Origin of the sequence: Microbacterium sp. SZ1 (assembly GCF_002362255.1) — a bacterium.
Taxonomy (GTDB): domain Bacteria; phylum Actinomycetota; class Actinomycetes; order Actinomycetales; family Microbacteriaceae; genus Microbacterium.
Genome location: NZ_LPVV01000007.1, coordinates 36,237 through 57,439 on the forward strand (window position 1 = coordinate 36,237; position 21,203 = coordinate 57,439).

The following is a 21,203-nucleotide window of genomic DNA, read 5'->3' on the forward strand; positions in this document are numbered from 1 at the left end:
CCCCAGTGGCGTCGAATCACAGCGTCCCCAGCGCTTCGACACTGCCGCGCGAGAGCCTGGGCCCTCTCGAGTACCCCAGTCCCCAATGGATGACTCGAGAGGGCCCCATTCTGTCTCCGGGCCTGCCTCGCCGCAGCCTCGCCCGCGTCGTTGCTGAATAAGCTGGAGTCATGGCAGCGAAGAAGGCGAAGCCCGGCAAGAACAAGCCCGCACCCGAGGATTTTCGATCGGATGCTCTCGCCCAGGCGCTCGAGAAGCAGGACGTCGCGGCGGTCGCCCTCGCCCTGCGCCACGGCACCACCGTCGTGCCGCTGATCTCGCCCGGCGCTCGTGACAACCCGCTCGACAGCGGCGAGGTATGGACGTACCGCGACCCGAACAGCGGTGATCTCGCACTGCTGCTGTTCAGCGACGCGAAGAACAAGCCCGCGAATCTGCCGCCCGGCGTCGGCATCTACGGCGCCGACTGGCTGCGGAAGTTCCTCTCCGCGCACCCGATCACCACGGTGTTCCTCGACATCGCGGGACCGCATCCGATGCAGGCGTCGCCCGAGGAGATCCTCAAGGCCCTCGACGCCTGAGCTGCCGCGGGGAGTCCCGAGGCTCGGCGTCAGAAGGGCGGGATGTCGCCCTCGTGACGGCGCGACGTGTTGCGGGCGCGCACGTCGCTCAGCGCCGCGCGCAGGGTCTTCGATCGGTCATCGACGACCTGCTCGTACCCGAGACGCGATGCCTCGGACCGGCGCTGCGCCGACTGCGTGACCGGGCGGATCTCTCCCGCGAGGCTGAGCTCGCCGACCGCCGCCACGGTGCGCGGCACGCGGATCTGCTGGATCGACCCGGCCACCGCGATGGCGATCGCGAGGTCGGCCGCCGGCTCCGTGAAGCGCACACCGCCGACGGTCGACACGTACACGTCGAGCGTGCTCGTCTTGATCTGCGCGCGGCGTTCGAGGATCGCCAGCACCATCGCCACGCGCGACGCGTCGAGGCCGTGCACGACCCGCCGGGGGTTCGGCGCCGTCGTGTTCACGGTGAGCGCCTGCACCTCGACCGGCAGCGCCCGGCGCCCCTCGAGCGAGATCGCGACACAGGTCCCCGGCTCGGTGTCTCCCTGCGACAGGAACAGCCCGGAGGGGTCGGGGACCTCGGCGATGCCGTCTCCGGTCATCTCGAAGCATCCGACCTCGTCGGTCGGGCCGAAGCGGTTCTTGAGCGCCCGGATGAAGCGCAGCGACGTCTGCCGGTCGCCCTCGAAGTGACACACGACGTCGACGAGGTGCTCGAGCACCCGGGGACCTGCGACCTGACCGTCCTTGGTCACATGACCCACGATGATGATCGGCAGTCCGCGCTCCTTCGCGATGCGGATCAGCGTCGCCGCGACCTCGCGCACCTGGCTCGGCTGCCCGGCCGCTCCGTCGATGAGCGAGGACGACACCGTCTGCACCGAGTCGACGATGACGAGCTGCGGCGCGACCTCGTCGATGTGGCCGAGGATCGTTGCCAGGTCGGTCTCGCTCGCGAGGTAGAGCTCGTCGTGCAGCGCCCCGGTGCGCTCGGCGCGCAGACGCACCTGCGCCGGCGACTCCTCGGCGCTCGCATAGAGGACGCGGCGCCCCGCGTGCGCGGCGCGCGCCGCGACCTCCAGCAGCAGGGTCGACTTGCCGACCCCCGGCTCACCGCTCAGCAGGATCGCCGCCCCGGGCACGATGCCGCCGCCCAGCACCCGATCGAACTCGGCGACCCCGCTCGTGCGTCGAGGCGCGTCGGTCGTCGTGATCTGCGTGATCGGCCGCGCCGCGCGATCCGCGCTCGGCGCGAGCGGCGTGACGCGGCTGAGGATGCCGGTCTGCGCGCCCTGCTCCTGCACCGTTCCCCACTGCTGGCATTCGGCGCAGCGGCCGACCCACTTCGCCGTCGTCCACCCGCATTCCGTGCAGACGTACGCGGGGGGAGCGGGTTTACGGGCAGCCATGCAGCCAGGCTATCGCCGGTATCCGACATCCCTATCGCGGCGGGCATTATTCACGGCCGGAAGCCTCCGGCGGCCGCGACCGCCGCGGGATACTGGATCCATGGCCAACGGAGCGCCCGTCTGCGGGCCGATCTCGACGTTCTCCCGGGTGCGCATCCTGCACCTGGTGCAGAGCCGTGCCGAGCGCACGATCGGCGAGCTGTGCGAGGCCACAGGGCTGCATCCGAACACGGTGCGCGAGCACCTGCAGCGCCTCATCGAGGGCGGCTACGTCATCCAGGCCACCGAGCACCGCACCACCCGCGGTCGGCCGCGCACCCTGTACAGCGCGGCGACGGGCACGGGTGACGCGTCGAGCCCCATCGCGCGCGACAAGGCGAAGGCCGCGGCCCAGCGGGGCGATCTGCTCCGCCGGATGCTGCCGGGCACGGCATCCGCGCTCGGTCGCGACGCGACCTACCAGCTGGATGCCCTGATCGAACACCTGGAGGAGAGCGGCTTCGAGCCCGTCGTCGACGACGAGCAGCTCACGGTCGACCTCAGCCCCTGCCCGCATGCCGCGGGCCGTGCCGAAGACCGTCCGATGCTGTGCTCCGTGCACATCGGCCTCATGCAGGGGGTGCTCACCGAAGCCGGTGGGCCGCTCGCCGCCGAGGCCGTGCGCACCTCCGACCTGCCGGAGGACTGCACGGTGCAGCTGCGTCTCACGGAGATGACCGCCGCCTAGCGCGCGTCACCTGATCGACGGTCAGCCGCCCGACGGGGGCGGCAGACCTCTCACCGGCGTACCCGCAGACAGAGAAGAAGGAGTGGTCCCATGGAATGGCTCGACCCGCTCGCACTGTCCCGATGGCAGTTCGGTCTGACGACCGTCTACCACTACCTCTTCGTGCCGCTCACGATCGGCATGGCGCTCGTCGCGGCGATCTTCCAGACCGCGTGGGTGCGGACCGGCAAGGTGCAGTACCTGCACCTGACGCGCTTCTTCGGCAAGATCTTCCTCATCAACTTCGCCATGGGCGTCGTGACCGGCATCGTGCAAGAGTTCCAGTTCGGCATGAACTGGTCGGACTACTCCCGGTTCGTCGGCGACGTGTTCGGCGCCCCGCTGGCTTTCGAGGGTCTGCTCGCCTTCTTCTTCGAGGCCACGTTCATCGGGCTCTGGATCTTCGGGTGGGACAAACTCCCGCAGAAGCTGCACCTCGCCACGATCTGGTGCGTCTCGATCGGCAGCATCCTGTCGGCGTACTTCATCATCGCCGCGAACGCCTTCATGCAGAACCCGGTCGGCTACGTCTTCAACCCCGAGACCAACCGCGCGGAGCTCACCGATTTCTGGGCGCTGCTGACCAACCCGGTCGCGCTCGCCGCCTTCCCGCACACGATCTTCGGCGCGCTCATGTTCGCCGCGGGCGTCGTGATCTCGGTGTCGGCCTGGCACCTGGCCCGTGGGCAGCACTTCGACACCATGCGCATCTCGCTGAAGTTCGGCCTGTGGGCGATGATCGTCTCGACCGCCGGCGTCGTGCTCACGGGCGACCAGCTGGGTCTCGCGATGTACGCGGCGCAGCCCATGAAGATGGCTGCGGCCGAGGCGACGTTCAACACGGTCTGCGGACCGGACGCCTCGTTCAGCCTCTTCACGCTCGGCACCCCCGACGGCAGCTCGGAGCTGTTCAGCATCCGCGTGCCGTACCTGCTGTCGCTGCTGTCGACGCACACCTTCGACGCCTGCGTGCACGGCATCAACGACCTCAACGCCGAGTACGCGACGACGTACGCCGACACCGGCCTCACCGAGTTCGCGCCCATCCTCTGGGTCACGTACTGGGCGTTCCGCTGGATGATCGGCCTCGGCATGGCGGCCGGCCTCGTCGCCGTCGTCGGCCTGTGGCTGACCCGCAAGGGTGCCTCGAAGCCCCCGGCACAGTGGATGTGGAAGCTCGCGATCTGGTCGTTCCCGCTCGCGCTCGCCGCCAACATCATGGGCTGGGTCTTCACCGAGATGGGCCGCCAGCCGTGGATCGTCTTCGGGCTCATGACCACCCGTGACGGCGTCTCGCCGGGCGTCACCGGCGTCGACGTGCTGATCTCTCTCGTCGCGTTCACCGCGATCTACGCCGCTCTCGCGATCGTCGAGGTGCGCCTGATCGTCAAGGCCGCGCAGAAGGGTCCGGACACCGACGAGCAACCCCACGAGGAGACGGCACAGCTGCCGTCGGTCGTGTACTGAGAGAAGGAGACGTCATGGATCTCGCAACGCTCTGGTTCTTCATCGTCGCCTTCTTCTTCGTCGGCTACTTCGTGCTCGACGGGTTCGACTTCGGCGTCGGCATGTCGCTGCCGTTCCTCGGCAGAGACGACGTCTCGCGCCGCCAGGTCATCAACACGATCGGCCCGGTGTGGGATCTCAACGAGACCTGGGTCATCGTGGCCGGTGCGATCCTGTTCGCGTCGTTCCCCGAGTGGTACGCCACGCTGTTCAGCGGGTTCTACCTGCCCTTGCTGCTGATCCTGCTCGCGCTCATTCTGCGCGGGGTGTCGTTCGAGTACCGCCATCAGCGCGACGACATCGCCTGGAAGCGCCGCTTCGACCGCATGATCGTGATCGGCTCGACCGTGCCCGCCCTGCTGTGGGGCGTCGCGTTCGGCAACATCGTGCAGGGTGTCGCGCTGAACGCCGACCACGTCTACGTCGGCGGGTTCTTCGCGCTGCTCAATCCGTACGCGCTGCTGGTCGGGGTCACGACGCTGCTGCTGTTCTTCCTGCACGGCGTGCTGTTCGTGGCGCTCAAGACCGACGGGCAGGTGCACGAGGACGCCCACCGTCTGGCCAAGCTCGCGGCAGGTCCGACGGTGCTCGCCGCCGCCGGCACCGTCGTCTGGACGGCCGTCATCGCGATGAACCGCGAGGCGCCGCTGCTGTGGCTCGTGCTCGGGGCGGGCGCTCTCGCCGCCGTCGCGCTGGTCGCGGCGGTCGGGTTCTCGCTGGTGCGGCGGGACGGCTGGGCGTTCGTCTCGGGCATGGTGACCGTGATGCTGGCGGTCGTGATGCTGTTCGCCGCGCTCTTCCCGTACGTGATGCCCTCGACGATCGACCCGGCCTACAGTCTGACGATCGCGAACGCCTCGAGCACGCGCTATACCCTGGAGATCATGAGCTGGACGGCGCTGATCGCGACTCCGCTCGTGCTCGCCTACCAGGCGTGGACCTACTGGGTGTTCCGCAAGCGTGTCACCCGCCGTTCGATCGAGGGGGCTCCGGCGCACGCGTGAAACCCGTCGACATCCGGCTCATCCGGTACGCGAGCGCCGCGCGGGGGTTCCTGCTCCTGTCGGGCGTGATCGGCGTCGTGCAGACGGCGGTCACGATCGCTTTCGCCTGGATGCTGACGGATGCCGTGACCGGCGCCCTCGCGGGACGCGACGTGACGGCATCCCTGCTGTCGCTCCTGGGTCTCGCGCTGCTGCGCGGCGCGCTCATCGCGGCGTCTGACGCTGCGGGCACCAGGGCGGCGGCGAGGACCGGGCTGCAGTTGCGCTCGGCGCTCATCGCCGCGATCGGGCGCCTCGGGCCGGGCTGGCTCGCGCAGCGGAACCGCACCGAACTCGCCGTCACCGCCGGGCACGGGCTCGAAGCGCTCGACGCGTACTTCGCCCGGTACATCCCGCAGCTCGTGCTCACCGTCGTCGCGACCCCGGTGATCCTCGCCGTGATGTGGTGGCAGGACTGGCCGAGCGGACTCACGGCCGCGATCACCCTGCCGCTCATCCCGCTCTTCCTCATCCTCATCGGCATCGCGACCCGCACGGTGCAGCGCCGACAGTGGCAGACGCTGCAGCGACTCGCCGCCCGATTCGCCGACACGGTCCAGGGACTCGCGACGCTGCGGCTGTTCGGGCGTGAGCGCCGCGCCGCCGCGCAGATCGAGCAGACGGCCGACGACTACCGTCGCGAGACCATGAAGGTGCTGCGGTTCTCGTTCCTGTCGGGGTTCGCGATGGAGCTGCTGTCGTCGCTCGCCGTGGCGCTGATCGCGGTCGCGGTCGGGTTCCGCCTGCTGTCGGGCGACCTGTCTCTCGAGGTGGGGCTGTTCGTGCTGCTCCTCGCGCCGGAGGCGTTCCTGCCGATCCGTCAGGTAGGGGTGCAGTTCCACGCCGCGGCCGAGGGCGTGGCGGCGACCGAGGACGTATTCGCGGTGCTCGACGAGGCGGGACATTCTCCCCGCGTTTCGTCTCGCTCCGCTCGCTCGACGACCGGGGGAACACCCATCCATGGTCCCCTCGTCGTCGCCGACCTCCGGGTGCGCGATCTCCCGCCCGTCTCCTTCACCGCCGCCCCCGGCACGGTCACGCTCATCGAGGGTCCGAGCGGAGCCGGCAAGTCGAGTCTGCTCGCCGCCCTCCGCGGCGCGGTCGCGTTCGAGGGGACGGCCGCCGTCGGCGGCGCCGACGTGCGCGACCTGTCGCCCGCCGACTGGCTGGCGTGGGCGGGACAGCGTCCGCAGCTGAGTCGCGGAACCATCGCCGCGAACGTGGCGCTCGGGGACGCGGAACCGGATGCCGACGGCATCCGTCGCGCACTGGCGTCCGCGTGCGCCGACGATCTCGACCCCGCGCTGGAGCTCGGCGTGCAGGGGAGCGGGCTGTCGGGCGGGCAGGCGCAGCGCGTCGCCGTCGCGCGGGCGCTGTACCGGCAGTCGCGCCGACCCGAGGCGGTGCTCGCCCTCGACGAGCCATCGAGCGCGCTCGACGCCGCGACCGAGCAGCGGCTCTGGGACTCGCTGCGCGAGCGGGCGGATGCCGGAGCCACCGTGCTCGTCGTCTCGCACCGCCGCTCGGCCCGCCGCATCGCCGACCAGGTCGTCGAGCTGGGGGTGCGGGTGTGAGCGGCATCCGATCCGAATCGCGCGCGCTGCGCATCCGCGAGGTGCTGCGGCTCGCACAGCCGCCGCTCCTGCGTTTCCTCCCCGGGCTGATCTGGGGTGTGCTCTCCGCCGGTGCCGCGGTGAGCCTGCTCGCGGTGAGCGGCTGGCTGATCGTGAGCGCGTCGATCGTCGACTCGCTCGTTCCGCTGTCGATCGCAGTCGTCGGGGTGCGGTTCTTCGCGGTGACGCGCGCCGTGACGCGGTATCTGGAACGTCTCAGCGGGCACGACGCCGCGCTGCGGCAGCTCGCCGACACCCGCGCCGACATGGTGCGGCGACTCACTCCGCTGTCGCCCGCCGGACTCGGACGCACCGACCACGGGCGGGTGCTGTCGGCTCTCGTCGACGACGTCGAGAACCTGCAGAATCTGCCGCTGCGGGTCGTGCAGCCCTTGGCCGTGTCGGGCGTCGTCGCACTCGGCGCCGTCGGTTTCCTGTTGTTCGTGTCGGTACCTGCGGCCCTCACGCTCGCGGTGTGCCTCGTCGTCGCCGCGCTGGCCGCCATCGGGCTCGGCTGGCTGTTCGGCTCGCGGGCCGAGGCGGTCGTGTCGACCCGCCGCGGCGACCTGACCGCCGCGCTGACCGACTACATCGGCGGGCTCGACGTGCTGCTCGCCTACGGCGCAGAGCCCCAGGCGCGGGAGCGAGTGCGCGAGGCGGACGCCGCGCTGCGTCGGGCCGTGGGCCGGGCGTCGCTCGCTCAGGCCGTCGCCGCGGGAGTCGTGTCGGCCGTGGCCGGCGCGGCATCCGTCTGGGCGCTCGCGGTCGCGGCCCCCGGCCTGGCCACCGGGGCGATCGACGGTCCGTGGCTCGCTGTGGCCGTGCTCGTGCCCATGGTGGCGTTCGAGGTGTTCGGGGCGGTGCCGATCGCCGCGGCATCCTGGCGCAGCGTGCGCGCGAGCGCCGAGCGCATCGTCGACGTGCTCCCCGACCGGATGCCGGAGCAGCTGCGGTCCGACGACGGAGCCGACACGGAGATCGACGGAACGCCCGCTCTGCGATTGCACGATGTGCGCGCGCAGTGGCCCGGCGGGGCGCCCGCACTGCGCGGCGTCGACCTGGAGCTGCGGCCGGGGGAGCGTGTGCTGATCTCGGGGCCGAGCGGGGCTGGCAAGAGCTCACTCGCCGCAGTGCTCGTCGGTTTCCTGCGCGCGGAGGGGACGTACACGGTCGGTGGGATCTCGGCTGACGAGCTCTCGGGCCCCGCGCTGCGGCGCACGATCGGGCTGTGCGAGCAGAGTCCCCAGCTGTTCGACGAGGACGTCCGGCAGAACCTGCTGTTCGCGAGGGACACCGCGACCGACGAGGAGCTCCTCGCCGTGCTCGACCGGGTCGGGCTCGGGGAGTGGGTGCGAGAGCGCGGCGGTCTGGATGCCCGGGTGGGCGACCGCGGCGGGCTGGTGTCGGGCGGACAGGCGCAGCGCATCGCACTCGCCCGGGCGCTGCTGCGCGGATTCCCCGTCCTCGTGCTCGACGAGCCGACCGCGGGGGTGGACCCTGACGCATCGGACGCCCTGCTCGCGGACCTGCTCGGAGCGGCGGGGGAGCAGTCGGTGCTGCTCATCTCGCACGTCGCGCCGCCCGAGGGCAGCGTCGACCGCGTCGTGCGGCTGGAGGACGGTCGCACGGTCTGACGGCGTCGTCACCCCGCAGGTCGTGGCGCGTTTCGTCTCGCTTCGCTCGCTCAACGACCGGGGGTACCCCACAGGCCGCCCTGCGAGGAGCGAAGCGACGAGACGAAACGCGGTGAATGACCTCAGACGCTGAGGTCGGCGCGGGGTTCCATGACGATGCCCTGCGCCTCGAACGCGCGGCGGCGCTCCTCGATGCGGCGGTGCAGCTCCACCTGCGCCTCCTCGATGAGCGTGGGGTCGAGGTCCACCATCGCCGGGTGCGCATCCCCATGGTTCGACGCGATGTACGCGTCGAGCTCAGGCCCCGACGTCCATGACGTGATGAGCGCGAAGCGCGGAGCTGTGCCCCGATGCCAGACGGCGTGCCAGAAGCGCTGCGTGTCGACGATGATCCGCGAGCCCGCGGGTAGCGGCAGCCGGATCTCGGTTGCCGGGTCGAAGCGGTCGGAGCGGAGCAGCAGCAGCGAGTCGGGGTCGTCGGTGAGGTTGTAGTACCCCCGCACGACCCATCCGGTGCCGTCCTCGTTGAGGCGGTTGTTGTCGTCCTGGTGCAGGTTGTACACGGCATCCGCGTACGTGTTGGGCTGCAGCTCGATGACGCGGCAGCGTCCGACCCCGGCGCCCGGCTCGAGCGCGCGTGCCTGCAGGGTCGGCGCGATCGCCACCTGTGACGGCACCCACACGCCGTCCTTGTCGGTGCGGGGAGGGGTGTGGTTCCAGAACCCGTTGCACTCGATGTCGCCGGCGTAGCTCGCGAGCGGGGCGAACCGCGTGATGCCCGACGAGCGCCAGCCGATGTACTGCAGGTCGAGCCATTCGGCGGGGTCGGACGCCTGGTCGTGATCGTCGAGGACCACGTATCCGGTCTCGGCGAGAGCCTCCGACGTGATGAAAGCCATGGTGCGCACCCTCCCGTTTAGGCAATCCTAACCAGGATGCCGCGGCGATGCCGGGACCCCCGGACCGGACAAAACCGCCCGGGGCCCGTCGTCGTCTCCTCCCCGAGTTGGCACCTCCCGCGGGAATTCCGCGGGAATTGCGGCATCGGGTGCCAACTGAGCGGAGGAAGGATGCCGCGACCTCGCCGATTCGCGCCACGGCGCGCGGTGTCGTAAGCTAGTCGGCGGTGACGTGTCCGAGCGGCCGAAGGTGCAACTCTCGAAAAGTTGTGTAGGGTAACCCCCTACCGTGGGTTCAAATCCCACCGTCACCGCCATGGAAACCCCCGAGAAATCGGGGGTTTTTCCGTTTCTCGGGTGAGGAGCGGTGCATTCGTGGTGCAGATTTTGACTGTGGACCCGCCAGCGCGCTGCCATCGTGGTGAAGTAGCTCGCAGCTCAACCAACCAGCGCCCACCTGTTGCCAGCGGGCGACCGGGAGCAAAGGACTCGCTGGTCCGCCTCGACCGCCAGCAGCACCCTGGCGGTGACGACGTCGTTGGGGACTGTTATGGGCAACATCCGATGAGCGGATCGCGCCAGCCGATTTATAACCGTATCTGGTGCCGCATCAGGAGTGCATCGCCCTGCATCGCGTGATGGGGCGGGGTTGAATAACGCGTGAGTTCGATGCGTGGTGGGGTCAGACTGTATTGCGTACAACGACGTGATGGTCCGCGATCTCGGCCGTCGGCCCCTCCTGCTCGCCGGCGATCCTGGCGAGCAGGAGCTCCACCGAGCGGGCGGCGACCCAGCCGAGGCCGGAGTCCACGGTCGTAAGGGCCGGGGTCGAGAAGGTCGCCTCCTCGACGTTGTCGAAGCCGATGACCGCCACGTCGCCGGGAACGGCGATGCCCTGAGCCTGGAGGGCGCTGAGCGCGCCCAGCGCCAGGGCGTCGTTCAGCCCGAAAACGGCATCAAACTCGACACCGGCGGCGATGAGATTCTCGATCGTGGAGGCCCCGGAGGCTCGAGTCCAGGGGATGGGCCCCGAGAGCAGATCGGGGTCGACCGCGAGCCCGTGTTCCCGGAGCGCAGCGCGAAAGCCGCGTGATCGCAGCGAAGCGGCGGCCGGCGCCTCGGTGTTCTCGGCGCCGAGTCCGACGATCCGTCGTCTGCCGGATGCGATCAGATACGCGGTCGCGTCATACGCGCCGCGTTCGTTGTCGACCGTGACGAAGTCGAAGCGGCGTGAATCGGCGCGGTCGCCGACCAGGACGATGGGGACGTCTGCGGTCGCCGCGGCGATGTCGTCGGCCCCGAGCGCGAGGGGGCCGAAGATGAAGCCGTCCACGGATCGGCCCTTCCCTCCGCTGAGGACGTCGAGCTCCTGAGCGCGGTCGCCGCCGGTGACCTCGACGAGCACGTTCACGCCTCGCAGCTGAGCGGCCGCGACGACCGCCTGTGCGAACTCGGAGAAGTACGGATGCGCGAGCTCGGGGATCGCCAGCCCGATCGCTCCGGTGCGCCCTGAGCTGAGGTTGCGGGCCGAGATGTTCATCTTGTAGTTGAGCTGGTGCACGGCATCCGCGATCCGCGCCTTCGTCTCCTCGCGCAGATAGCGGTACCCGTTGAAGTAGTTGGAGACGGTCTTTTTCGACACGCCGGCGAGGCGGGCGACATCTGCCATCGTCGGCGAGCTGTTCATGGATTCAACTTTCTGCGGAAGCCTGTTGCGAGTCTAGTACATCGGTGTACTATCCCTTTTAGTGCACCGGTGTACTACCGGGATCGCGACTTCCATCAGCTCAACGAGGAGAACCATGGTCAGCGTCTCTGACTCGCTCGTCACCCCTGCGGCACCGGCACGTGCCACTGCCCTTCGCCCCGTGGATCTTCGTCGGGTGCGGCTCGACGGAGGCTTCCTCGGCGACTGGCAGCGCGTCAATCGCGAGGGCACGATCCCTCACGTGATCGAGCGTCTCGAGTCGTCTGGTGTGATCGACAACCTCCGCCGCCTCGTGGGGGAGAGCGACGCGGAGTTCCGCGGTCCGCTGTTCGCCGATTCCGACCTCTACAAGACGCTCGAGGCCATCGGCTGGGAAGCGACGCGCGGCGACGTCAGCGCGTTCCTTCCCTTCGTGGACGACGCTGTACGCCTGCTCGCGGCCGTGCAGGAGGAGGACGGCTATCTCGACAGCTACTACCAGGGCCCGCACGCAGGAAAGCGTTTCACGGATCTGGCCCAGGGGCATGAGATGTACAAGCTCGGCCACCTCATCCAGGCGGCAGTCGCCTGGGCGCACGCCGGGCGCACGGATCTTCTGGAGATCTCCCTCCGCTATGTCGAGCTCGTGCACTCGACCTTCGGCGCCGGAGGGCGGGACGACATCGACGGCCACCCGGAGATCGAGACGGCGCTCGTGGAGCTCTCCCGCCTGACCGGCGACGACAGGCATCGTCAGCTGGCCAAGCGGATGCTGGATCTCCGCGGCTATCGCACGATCGGCGAGGGGCAGTTCGGCGGCGCGTATTACCAGGACTACACGCCGGTGAAGGAATCCCGCGAGGCCACCGGTCACGCCGTCCGCCAGCTCTACCTGCTGGCCGGAGCGGCGGACGTCGAACTCGATGAGGCGGATGCCGGATACCGGGAGTCGCTGGACGCCCTGTGGACGAGCGTGCATGAGCACAAGATGTACGTCACGGGCGGGCTCGGTTCCCGTCACCGCGGGGAATCATTCGGCGATCCGTACGAGCTGCCCGCCGACCGCGCCTATTCCGAGACCTGCGCGGCGATCGCCAACCTGCACTGGAATTGGCGGATGCTGCTGCTCGACGGGGGCGCGCGATACGCCGACGAGATCGAGCGCGGCCTCTATAACGCGATCGCCGTCTCGACATCGGTGGACGGGAAGTCGTATTTCTACTCCAACCCGCTGCAGCTGCGATCGGGCCACACCCACGAGGAGGACGCACCGTCGACCCGACTCGACTGGTACTTCTGCGCGTGCTGCCCGCCCAACCTCGCCCGGCTGCTGTCCTCGATCACCGGCTACCTGCTCACGGAGACGGACGAGGCAGTGCAGTTCCATGTGTATGCGCCCGGAAGGTATGAAATCGAAGACGGGATCACCGCGACGGTCGCCACGACCTATCCTTGGGATGAGATCATCGAGATCGCCTTCGATGAGCCGACTGTGCGCGAGACGCACCTCCATGTACCCGCCTGGGCGAAGGGCGCGACCCTCGCGGTAGACGGCGCCGAGCCGCATCCGGTCGAGAGCGGCTATGTTCGCGTCCCCGCCGGCGTGCGCTCGCTGACGCTGACGATCCCGGTCGAGCCCGTGTTCGAGAAAGCACACCCCTGGGTCGATGGGGTGCGCGGAACGCTCGCGCTGCGCCGAGGCCCCGTCTACTACTGCATCGAGGAAGCCGATCTCGCTGACGGCATCCGACTCGAAGACGTCGTCATCCCGGCTGCGCCTGTCGCGCGAGAGGCCGGTCGCGACGAGGCTCTAGGAGCCCCCGTCCTGACGATCGAGGACGGCCGACGACGGGCGGCAGCGGGCGACCTGTACGCATCCGCTTCCGCGGGCGACACCACTGAGCTCGGCGACGTCCGAGCGATCCCCTACTTCCGGTGGGCGAACCGTGCCCCCGGGGCCATGCGTGTGTGGGTGCCGACGGTCTGACACTTCCCACGCGGCCGGTCATCGGCCACCCTTCACCATAGAGAGAGGAACCACGCAATGAGGCGTCACATCAAGCCTTTCATCGCCCTGGCCGCAGTGTCGGCCTTGGGCATCAGCCTGGCCGGCTGCTCGACTACCGGATCGGGCGGCTCCGACGACGGAGGCGGCACCGTCACCATGTGGGTGCGCGACTCGCAGTCGCGGTTCATGCAACAGCTCGCCGACGCGTTCAACGAGAGCCACGACACGCAGGTCGAGATCACCCTGATCACCTCGGGTGACTACGTCCAGAAGTTCGGAACCGCCGCAGCAGGCGGGGATGCTCCCGACATCGCTTCGCTCGACCTCGTCTACGTGCCGTATTTCGCCTCGGTCGGGGCGCTCAGTGACATCAGCGATCAGTGGAACAGCCTCGACTACAAGGACGACATGAGTCCGGGGCATGTCGCTCAGGGCGTCTACGAGGGCGGCGTGTACTCGGTGCCGTTCACGGCAGACGTGTCGGCGATGTTCTACAACAAGGACCTCTTCCGTGCGGCGGGTCTCGACCCCGAGGCGCCGCCGACCACGATGGAGGAAGTCAAGGCCGCCGCGACCGCGATCACCGCGACCGGTGACGGCAACTACGGCTTCGCCTTCTCCGGTGCCTGCGGCGGGTGCAACATCTTCTCGATGGGCCCGTACGTGTGGGCGCAAGACGGCGACGTGCTCTCGGAGGACGGCATCGACGCGAAGTTCGACAGCCCGGAGGTCACCTCGACCCTGGAGCTGTACCGCGACATGTGGGATTCCGGCGCGATGCCTGCCCTCGTGCAGTCGGACGGCGGGTCGAACGCCGGTGACGCCTTCAACCAGGGCAAGGTCGGTATCTATAACTGGGGCACCTTCTTCCTCAGCTCGCTCGAAGAGGAGGCGACGTTCGACTGGGGCGTCGCTCCGATCCCGGGCGCCGAGGACGGGAAGATCGGGTCTTTCGCGGGCGGTGACAACCTCACCATCCCGTCAGGCGCCAAGAACCCAGACGGCGCCTGGGAGTTCCTGGAGTGGGCGACCGGCGAGGACGCACAGGCCGTGATCGCCGAGAACGGCGTCATGCCGACGCGACTCGACCTGCTGGAGGACCTCTACATCTCGCAGGACCCGCGGTTCCAGGTGTTCGCGGACGCTCTCGAGGTCGGGCGAGTGCCCTACAGCGTGATCGAGAACGAGATCATCAACGACCCGAACGGCGTCTGGTCGACCATGATCCAGGAATCCGTCTTCGGTCCGGGCTCAGTCTCCGACGCCCAGAAGAAGGCACAGGAGGCCGCGCAGGCGCTCCTCGACGACGCCAACAGCTGACACCTCACGCCGGGGCGGCCGATGTCGGCCGCCCCGGCTCATCCGGAGAGAGATCATGACCGCACTTCAGCAAGCCACCCCTCCGACGCGGACACGCACGGATCGGATCGCCCGCCGGCGTGGGCGCCTCGGCCTCGTACTCAGCCTTCCGGCGTTCGTCCTGCTCGCGCTGTTCTTCGTGTGGCCGCTCATCCGCACGGTCGTCATGTCGTTGCATGACTGGCCCCTCCTCGGGGAGCCGGAGTTCACTGGCCTTGACAACTACTTCACGGCATTCCAGGACGCGAACTTCCTCAGGGCCGCCGGGTTCACACTGCTGTACACGGTCGTGACGACGCCGATCCTCATCATCCTCGCGTTCCTGCTCGCCTTCCTGGTACGCGGCGGAACACGCGCCCACCGCTTCTTCCAGACCATCTACTTCCTCCCCGTGGTGATCGGGCTCGCCTCGGGCAGCTACATCTGGCTGTTCATGTGGCAGTCGGACATCGGGCCGACGACGATCCTGCTCGGCAACCTCGGGCTAGTCGACCCGACGCGCAACTTCTTCGCGGAGTTCGGTTCCGCATTCGCGATCGTGGTCGCCATGGTCACGTGGAAGGTCGTCGGGCTGCAGATGCTCCTCGTGCTCGCCGGCATCCAGGGCGTCCCGGAAGAGGTCAACGAGGCGGCCCGCATCGACGGCGCCAGCCCGTGGCAGAGCTTCTGGCACATCACCGTGCCGCTGCTGCGTCCGACGCTCGCGCTGGTGCTCGTCTTCTCGGTCGCCGGCTCTCTGCTCGCGTTCGACCAGTTCTACATCATGACCACCGGCGGACCCGCGGGGTCGACCATCACCGCGGTGTTCGAGATCTACCGCTCGGGCTTCGTCAAGTTCGACGTCGGCTACGCCTCGGCCCTCTCCATCCTCCTCATGCTCGCGCTCGGCGTCGTCAGCGCGGTGCAGATGCTGCTCCTCAGGAACTCGGACAACTCATGACCGCCACACTCTCCTCCACGACCCTCGTCGTCCTGCCCAAAGCCACCCAGGCTCCGCGCCCGAAACAGCGCATCCTGCCCCGGTTCGCCTGGTGGGTCGTCAGCATCTGCCTCGCGGTGCTGTTCCTGTACCCCATCGGGGTCATGCTCTCCCAAGTGGGCACGGACGACCTCGCGCAGATCTTCGACTCGAGTCGAGGTCTGAGTGTCTGGACGAGCGCCGGCAACTCGGCGTTCGTCGCGCTGCTCGCGACCGCCGTGGCCGTCGTCATCAGCACCTGTGCCGGGTACGCGTTCGCGAAGCTGCCGTACCGGGGCAGCAAGATCGCGTTCTTCGTCACGCTCGTGACGTTGATGATCCCCTTCCAGGCGATCATCACGCCGCTCTACCTGGTGCTCCGCGATATCGGCTTGCAGAACAACCTGGTCGGCGTCGCCCTGGTCATCGCGACCTTCAACCTGCCGCTCGGGATCTTCCTCATGCGCAACTCCTTCGCGGCCATCCCCTCGTCGCTCGAGGAGGCCGCGCAGATCGACGGCGCCACGGCGTTCAGTGCGATGTGGCGGGTCATGCTGCCGGTCGCGCTCCCCGGTGTCGTCTCGACCGCGCTGCTGTCGTTCTTCGCGGCGTGGAACGAATTCTTCGCCGCTCTCATCCTCATCACCGACCAGAAGCTGTACACACTGCCCGTCAGCATCGGCATCCTGTCGGCCGACGCGAACTTCCAACTCGACTTCGGACTCATGCAGACCGGCGTGGCCATCACCGTCATCCCCTGCGTGGTCGTCTACCTGGTGCTCCAGAAGTACTACGTCGCCGGACTGCTGAACGGCGCGCTCAAGTGACACTGGACACGACGATCGAAAGGCACTCTGTGACCGTCACCCGACGATTCCTCCACGACGGATGGACCGCGCACGCCGAGCACGGTCCGGTTCCGGACGACATCCTGGACGCCGGCGCTGTGCGCGCCGAGGTGCCGGGGAGCATCCACACCGACCTCCTCCGGGCGGGGCTCATCCCCGACCCGTATCTCGATGAGAACGAGAAGACGCAGTCATGGATCGGGCTCACAGACTGGACGTACCGCATGTCGTTCGAATGGTCGCCGTCGTCTGACGACCGTCATGAACTCGTCTTCGCAGGCCTCGACACAGTCGCCTCGATCCGCCTCAACGGTGAGGAGATCGCGACCGTCCAGAACATGCACCGCACCCATCGCATCGACGTGATGTCGACCCTGCGCGACGGCGAGAACGAACTCGAGATCGCGTTCCGGTCGCCGATCCGCGCTGCGGACGCGGCGAGCCTTGAACTCGGCGCCCGCCCGCACGCCAACCACCATCCCTACAACGCGATCAGGAAGATGGCCTGCAGCTTCGGCTGGGACTGGGGCATCGACACCACGACGTCCGGGATCTGGCGCCCCGTCGCGCTGGAGAGCTGGTCGGGCCCCAGATTGCGCGACGCCGTGATTTTCGGGGACCTCATCGGGGGATCTCCGCGCGTTCGCGCCAGCGCGTCCGTCGACGGTGCGGCCGATGGCACCCCTGCGCGTCTGTCCGTCGCCGGAACAGTCCTGGACGGAGAGGTGCGCGACGGTGTCCTCTGTCTCGACGGCGACGTCCCCGCGGCGCGACTCTGGTGGCCGCGCGGACACGGCGACCAGCCGCTCTACGATGCGACGCTCGAGCTCCTCGGCCCGGACGGCGCCGTGGACCGACACGATCGCCGGATCGGATTCCGTTCGGTCGAGACGCGACTGGGAGCGGATGCGGCAGGTGTCGGGTTCACGGTCTTCGTCAACGACAAGCCCGTCGAGATCCGGGGCGCGAACTGGATCCCCGATGACGCGTTCCCCCACCGGGTCGACCGCCAGCGCTACGCGGCACGCCTCGAACAGGCGGAGTTCGCCGGACTCAACCTCATCCGCGTCTGGGGTGGTGGCATCTACGAATCCGACGACTTCTTCGCCGAGTGCGACGAGCGCGGCCTCCTGACATGGCAGGACTTCCTCTTCGCCTGCGCCGCGTACGCCGAGGAGGACCCGCTGCGCTCCGAGATCGAGCTCGAGGCGAAGGATGCCGTGACGCGGCTCGCATCTCACCCCTCGCTCATCATCCTCAACGGCAACAACGAGAACATCTGGGGCCGTCAGGATTGGAACTGGGAAGGGCGCCTCGACGGACGGACCTGGGGTGCGGGCTACTATTACGATCTGCTGCCGGCCCTCGTCGGGGAGATCGCGCCGCACATCGCCTACACGCCCGGGAGCCCGTTCAGCCCAGACCCGGAAGAGCGGCAGAACGCGGCGGACCGCGGCACCATGCACGTGTGGGACGTCTGGAACGAGAAGGACTGGACGCACTACCGAGCCCACCGCCCGCGTTTCGTCTCGGAGTTCGGCTGGCAGGGGCCGCCGACCTGGAGCACGCTCACTCGCGCGGTCGGAGACGATCCGCTGACTCCGGAGTCGCCCGGCATGGTCGTGCACCAGAAGGCCATCAAGGGCAACGACAAACTCACGGACGGACTCGTCGCGCACCTCCCGTTGCCGAACGACATGAACGACTGGCACTGGGCGATGTCGCTGAACCAGGCTGTCGCCGTGCGGACGGCCATCGAATGGTGGCGTTCGCTCGCCCCGCACTGCACCGGCACGATCACCTGGCAGCTCAACGACTGCTGGCCGGTCACGTCATGGGCGGCCGTGGACGGGGACGGCCGGCGGAAGCCGCTGCTCTACGCGCTCCGCGCTGCCAACGCCGAGCGCCTCGTCACGATCCAGCCCTCGGACGACGGACTCGCTGTCGTCGTCCTGAATGACACGGACGAAGACTGGAGTGCGCACTTCACGATCGCGCGACGCGGATTCGACGGCGCGATGCTGGCGCAGGAGCCATGGAGCGTCGTCGTGCCGGCGCGCGGCGTCGAGCGCCGCGGCATCGGTGCGCAGGTGGTCACTCCTACCGACCCGGCGAGGGAGCTCATCCGCGTCACCTCCGCGACAGCCAGAAGCGACTGGTTCTTCGTGGAGCCTCGCGACTCCGCGCTGCCGGTCGCATCGGCGGGCGTCGTCGCCCGGCCGAGCGCGACAGGATGGGCCGTGGAGATCACCGCGGAGACGATCATCCGCGACCTGACCCTGCTGGTCGACCGCATCCACCTTGAGGCGGAGACCGACGAGGCCCTCGTAACGCTTCTGCCCGGCGAGACCGCGGTCTTCACGGTCCGTGGTGCCGCGGAGGCGGAGCCCGCATCGTTCGCGGATCCGCTGGTGCTGCGCTCGACCAACGATCTGCTCGCACGCTGACGATGGCGATCGACAAGGCTGAGGTCATCGTCACGAGCCCTGACCGGAACTTCGTGACGCTGAAGATCACGACGGCGGACGGGGTGACCGGGCTGGGAGATGCGACGCTGAACGGGCGTGAGCTCGCGGTCGTGGCGTATCTGACGGAGCATGTGTTGCCGCTGCTGATCGGTGCGGACGAGTCCCGCATCGAGGACACGTGGCAATTCCTGTATCGGGGGGCGTATTGGCGGCGTGGCCCGGTGACGATGGCGGCCATCGCCGCGGTCGACATGGCGCTGTGGGACATCAAGGGCAAGATCGCCGGGCTCCCGGTGTACCAGTTGCTCGGTGGCGCGTCGCGGAACGGGCTGATGGCGTACGGGCACGCGTCCGGGAAAGAGCTGCCAGAGCTGTTCGACTCGATCCGCGCGCACCAGGAACAGGGATACAAGGCGATCCGAGTGCAGACTGGCGTGCCGACGCTCAAGGCCATCTATGGCATCGCCGCTCAAGGTGCCGACGTGGGGGATGCCTCCGTGCGATACGACCACGAGCCGGCACGTCGGGGTGCGAAGCCGGTGGAGGAGGACTGGGACACCCGGGCGTATCTGAATCACCTGCCCGGGGTGTTCGAGGCGGTACGCAACGAGTTCGGGCCAGACATCCCGCTGCTGCATGACGGGCATCATCGGATGACGCCGATCCAGGCAGCGCGCCTGGGCAAGGACCTCGAGCCGTATGACCTGTTCTGGCTGGAGGACTGCACGCCGGCGGAGAACCAGGAGGCGCTGCGCCTGGTGCGTCAGCACACCACGACCCCGCTGGCGGTCGGGGAGATCTTCAACACGGTCTGGGACTTCAAGGACATCATCCGCGATCAGCTGATCGACTATGTTCGCGGCGCGGTCACCCACATGGGTGGGATCAGCGCGCTGAAGAAGACGCTCGACTATGCGGCGATGTATCAGATCAAGTCGGGCATGCACGGGCCGACCGACATCTCCCCGGTGGGGATGGCGGCGGCGATGCACCTGGGCCTGTCGATCCACAACTTCGGCATCCAGGAGTACATGAAGCACGGCGCGAAGACGGATGAGGTGTTCCAGCAGTCGTTCACCTGGACCGACGGATACCTGCACCCCGGCGACAAACCGGGCCTGGGTGTCGACCTCGACGTAGACGAGGCGGGTAAGTACCCGTACGAGCAGGCCTACCTGCCGTACAACCGCCTGCTCGACGGCACGATCCACGACTGGTGAGATCGCCGAGCCGTTCCTGACTCGAGCTCGCTAAGACAGATAAGGTCGGACTTTCCGTCTTGGCGCAGACAAGCGGTTTCAGCACACCGACGGTTCCGTCTCGTCCACTCGGCGAGGTCGAGCGAAGTATGCGACTTGCTTCATATTCGCGAAGCCGCTGAGGTTGGCTCTCGGCGTGGCCTGCTGCGCCTTCGCGGATTCTGATCGACGATGAGCCCGAACCTAGCCCGCTTCTAGTCAAGTCGCGCAGCTAAGCCGTGACCGATTCAGGCGCGGCACCGCCGTTGTCCGCTCCTACGGCACCGCGGCGATCACCGAGGCACGGATCGTCGCCGCTCTGAGGTCGGGCGGGTACGGCATCCCGCTCGTGGCAGAGATTCTGGATCAGGTGCGCGTACACGGGCTCACCGCCGACGCACAGCGCGTGCTGACCGAGCGGCTGGCCGCGATCACACGTCGGAGTGTGGCTCTGCTCTCCGCCGCTTCAGCCCTGCACGCTCTGGTCGTCGCCGAGAATCGGAACGCCCCAGATCCGCGAGGCATCTGAGATGAGGCGGTCGATGCCGTCAGGAGTCTCGCGACGAAGGGGTGCGCCATCGCGCGTGACGGGTACCGGAATCGTGACCTGTTCCGCGCCATGCGACACGACGATGACGAGGGTCGGGTAGAGGAAGGCGCCCTCCTGGATACCGCCTCTCGTGACCCCCATGATCCGATCGCGGGGGACGCTGTAGGCGGTGAGCAGCCGTCCGCCGCCGCGAAACAGGCGGAACCCCGAGGGGTCGATCACGCCCGTGGGGCTCGACGTCAGCAGCCCTCGCGGCGCGGTGCCGAGCCCGAGCAGAGGGATCGCGCGTGAAAGGAACGCCGCGACGCCGTTGAGCGCGTACGAACCGAACACGCGCGCGTGCGGCTCACGCTCGTGAAGCGCCTTCCTCTGTCTGCGTTGCAGCCGCTGGATCCGACCGAGCACGATCCAGACGATGAGGCCGGCGAACACCACCCCCGCGCCGAACACGAGCGCGGTCGCGACGGGGGACTCTCCGTTGATCAGTGGGCGCACAAGCGCAGCCCACACGAAGAAGGCAGCCAGCGCGGCGGCGATCACGACGACCAGCGGGTGTGCGGGCGGGTTCTTGCGCACGGGAAGTCTCTCCTTCAGGCAGGGGTCGGGGAGGGCGTCGTTCGAACACGGTTCGTCCGTGCCTCGGATGCG

16 protein-coding genes and 1 tRNA gene are annotated in these 21,203 nt (G+C 68.5%); 13 read left to right on the forward strand and 4 right to left on the reverse strand.

Annotation, left to right across the window (positions count from 1 at the left end; genetic code table 11):
- Positions 1 to 170: 170 nt before the first annotated feature.
- Entirely contained in the window at positions 171 to 581 is a 411-nt protein-coding gene (locus AUC47_RS06490) for a dehydrogenase (protein ID WP_096714403.1), read from the forward strand.
- Positions 582 to 610: 29 nt separating this feature from the next.
- Here the strand turns inward: AUC47_RS06490 and radA are convergent, their stop codons facing one another.
- Positions 611 to 1,978, reverse strand: a complete 1,368-nt coding sequence (gene radA, locus AUC47_RS06495; protein WP_096714404.1) for a DNA repair protein RadA — start codon at positions 1,976 to 1,978, stop codon at positions 611 to 613.
- Between the two features lie 100 nt (positions 1,979 to 2,078).
- On the opposite strand from radA, the gene AUC47_RS06500 reads away from it, so the two are divergent.
- From AUC47_RS06500 to cydC, 5 genes are all read left to right on the forward strand, one after another.
- Positions 2,079 to 2,705 carry a helix-turn-helix transcriptional regulator gene (locus AUC47_RS06500; RefSeq protein WP_096714405.1) on the forward strand — a complete coding sequence of 209 codons (627 nt, stop codon included), beginning with the start codon at positions 2,079 to 2,081 and terminating at the stop codon, positions 2,703 to 2,705.
- A 90-nt stretch (positions 2,706 to 2,795) separates the two neighbouring features.
- Complete coding sequence (locus tag AUC47_RS06505; RefSeq protein WP_096714406.1) at positions 2,796 to 4,211, forward strand: cytochrome ubiquinol oxidase subunit I; 1,416 nt, start codon at positions 2,796 to 2,798, stop codon at positions 4,209 to 4,211.
- 14 nt (positions 4,212 to 4,225) lie between these two features.
- On the forward strand, positions 4,226 to 5,254 hold the full coding sequence (gene cydB, locus AUC47_RS06510; RefSeq protein ID WP_096714407.1) for a cytochrome d ubiquinol oxidase subunit II: 1,029 nt from the start codon (positions 4,226 to 4,228) through the stop codon (positions 5,252 to 5,254).
- A complete protein-coding gene (gene cydD, locus AUC47_RS06515; RefSeq protein WP_096714408.1) occupies positions 5,251 to 6,867 on the forward strand; it encodes a thiol reductant ABC exporter subunit CydD in 1,617 nt (538 codons plus the stop codon). The genes cydB and cydD overlap by 4 nt, the downstream gene beginning before the upstream one ends.
- Complete coding sequence (gene cydC / locus AUC47_RS06520) at positions 6,864 to 8,540, forward strand: thiol reductant ABC exporter subunit CydC (RefSeq protein ID WP_373557853.1); 1,677 nt, start codon at positions 6,864 to 6,866, stop codon at positions 8,538 to 8,540. The genes cydD and cydC overlap by 4 nt, the downstream gene beginning before the upstream one ends.
- Before the next feature lie 122 nt (positions 8,541 to 8,662).
- Here the strand turns inward: cydC and AUC47_RS06525 are convergent, their stop codons facing one another.
- Positions 8,663 to 9,439, reverse strand: coding sequence for a hypothetical protein (locus tag AUC47_RS06525; protein ID WP_096714409.1), 777 nt, complete (start codon positions 9,437 to 9,439; stop codon positions 8,663 to 8,665).
- A 226-nt stretch (positions 9,440 to 9,665) separates the two neighbouring features.
- Here AUC47_RS06525 and AUC47_RS06530 point away from each other — a divergent pair.
- A tRNA-Ser gene (locus AUC47_RS06530) sits at positions 9,666 to 9,756 on the forward strand.
- Positions 9,757 to 10,121: 365 nt separating this feature from the next.
- Here the strand turns inward: AUC47_RS06530 and AUC47_RS06535 are convergent.
- On the reverse strand, positions 10,122 to 11,126 hold the full coding sequence (locus tag AUC47_RS06535) for a LacI family DNA-binding transcriptional regulator (protein WP_096714410.1): 1,005 nt from the start codon (positions 11,124 to 11,126) through the stop codon (positions 10,122 to 10,124).
- Between the two features lie 115 nt (positions 11,127 to 11,241).
- Between AUC47_RS06535 and AUC47_RS06540 the strand changes: the two genes are divergently transcribed.
- Genes AUC47_RS06540 through manD form a run of 6 tightly spaced genes read left to right on the forward strand, consistent with a single transcriptional unit; the run spans position 11,242 to position 19,987 of the window.
- Positions 11,242 to 13,113: a glycoside hydrolase family 127 protein gene (locus AUC47_RS06540; protein WP_096714411.1), complete on the forward strand. Its 1,872-nt coding sequence runs from the start codon at positions 11,242 to 11,244 to the stop codon at positions 13,111 to 13,113.
- A gap of 57 nt (positions 13,114 to 13,170) precedes the next feature.
- Positions 13,171 to 14,454, forward strand: coding sequence for an ABC transporter substrate-binding protein (locus tag AUC47_RS06545; protein ID WP_096714412.1), 1,284 nt, complete (start codon positions 13,171 to 13,173; stop codon positions 14,452 to 14,454).
- A gap of 55 nt (positions 14,455 to 14,509) precedes the next feature.
- The gene (locus AUC47_RS06550) at positions 14,510 to 15,433 is read left to right on the forward strand and encodes a carbohydrate ABC transporter permease (protein WP_096714413.1); all 924 of its coding nucleotides are present in this window, start codon (positions 14,510 to 14,512) and stop codon (positions 15,431 to 15,433) included.
- A complete protein-coding gene (locus tag AUC47_RS06555; protein WP_096714414.1) occupies positions 15,430 to 16,278 on the forward strand; it encodes a carbohydrate ABC transporter permease in 849 nt (282 codons plus the stop codon). Before AUC47_RS06550 ends, AUC47_RS06555 begins: the two co-directional genes overlap by 4 nt.
- A 29-nt stretch (positions 16,279 to 16,307) precedes the next feature.
- A complete protein-coding gene (locus AUC47_RS06560) occupies positions 16,308 to 18,746 on the forward strand; it encodes a glycoside hydrolase family 2 protein (RefSeq protein WP_096714415.1) in 2,439 nt (812 codons plus the stop codon).
- Positions 18,747 to 18,748: 2 nt separating this feature from the next.
- Positions 18,749 to 19,987, forward strand: a complete 1,239-nt coding sequence (gene manD, locus AUC47_RS06565) for a D-mannonate dehydratase ManD (protein WP_096714416.1) — start codon at positions 18,749 to 18,751, stop codon at positions 19,985 to 19,987.
- 484 nt (positions 19,988 to 20,471) lie between these two features.
- Here the strand turns inward: manD and AUC47_RS06570 are convergent, their stop codons facing one another.
- Positions 20,472 to 21,131, reverse strand: coding sequence for a hypothetical protein (locus AUC47_RS06570; protein WP_096714417.1), 660 nt, complete (start codon positions 21,129 to 21,131; stop codon positions 20,472 to 20,474).
- Positions 21,132 to 21,203: the final 72 nt, after the last annotated feature.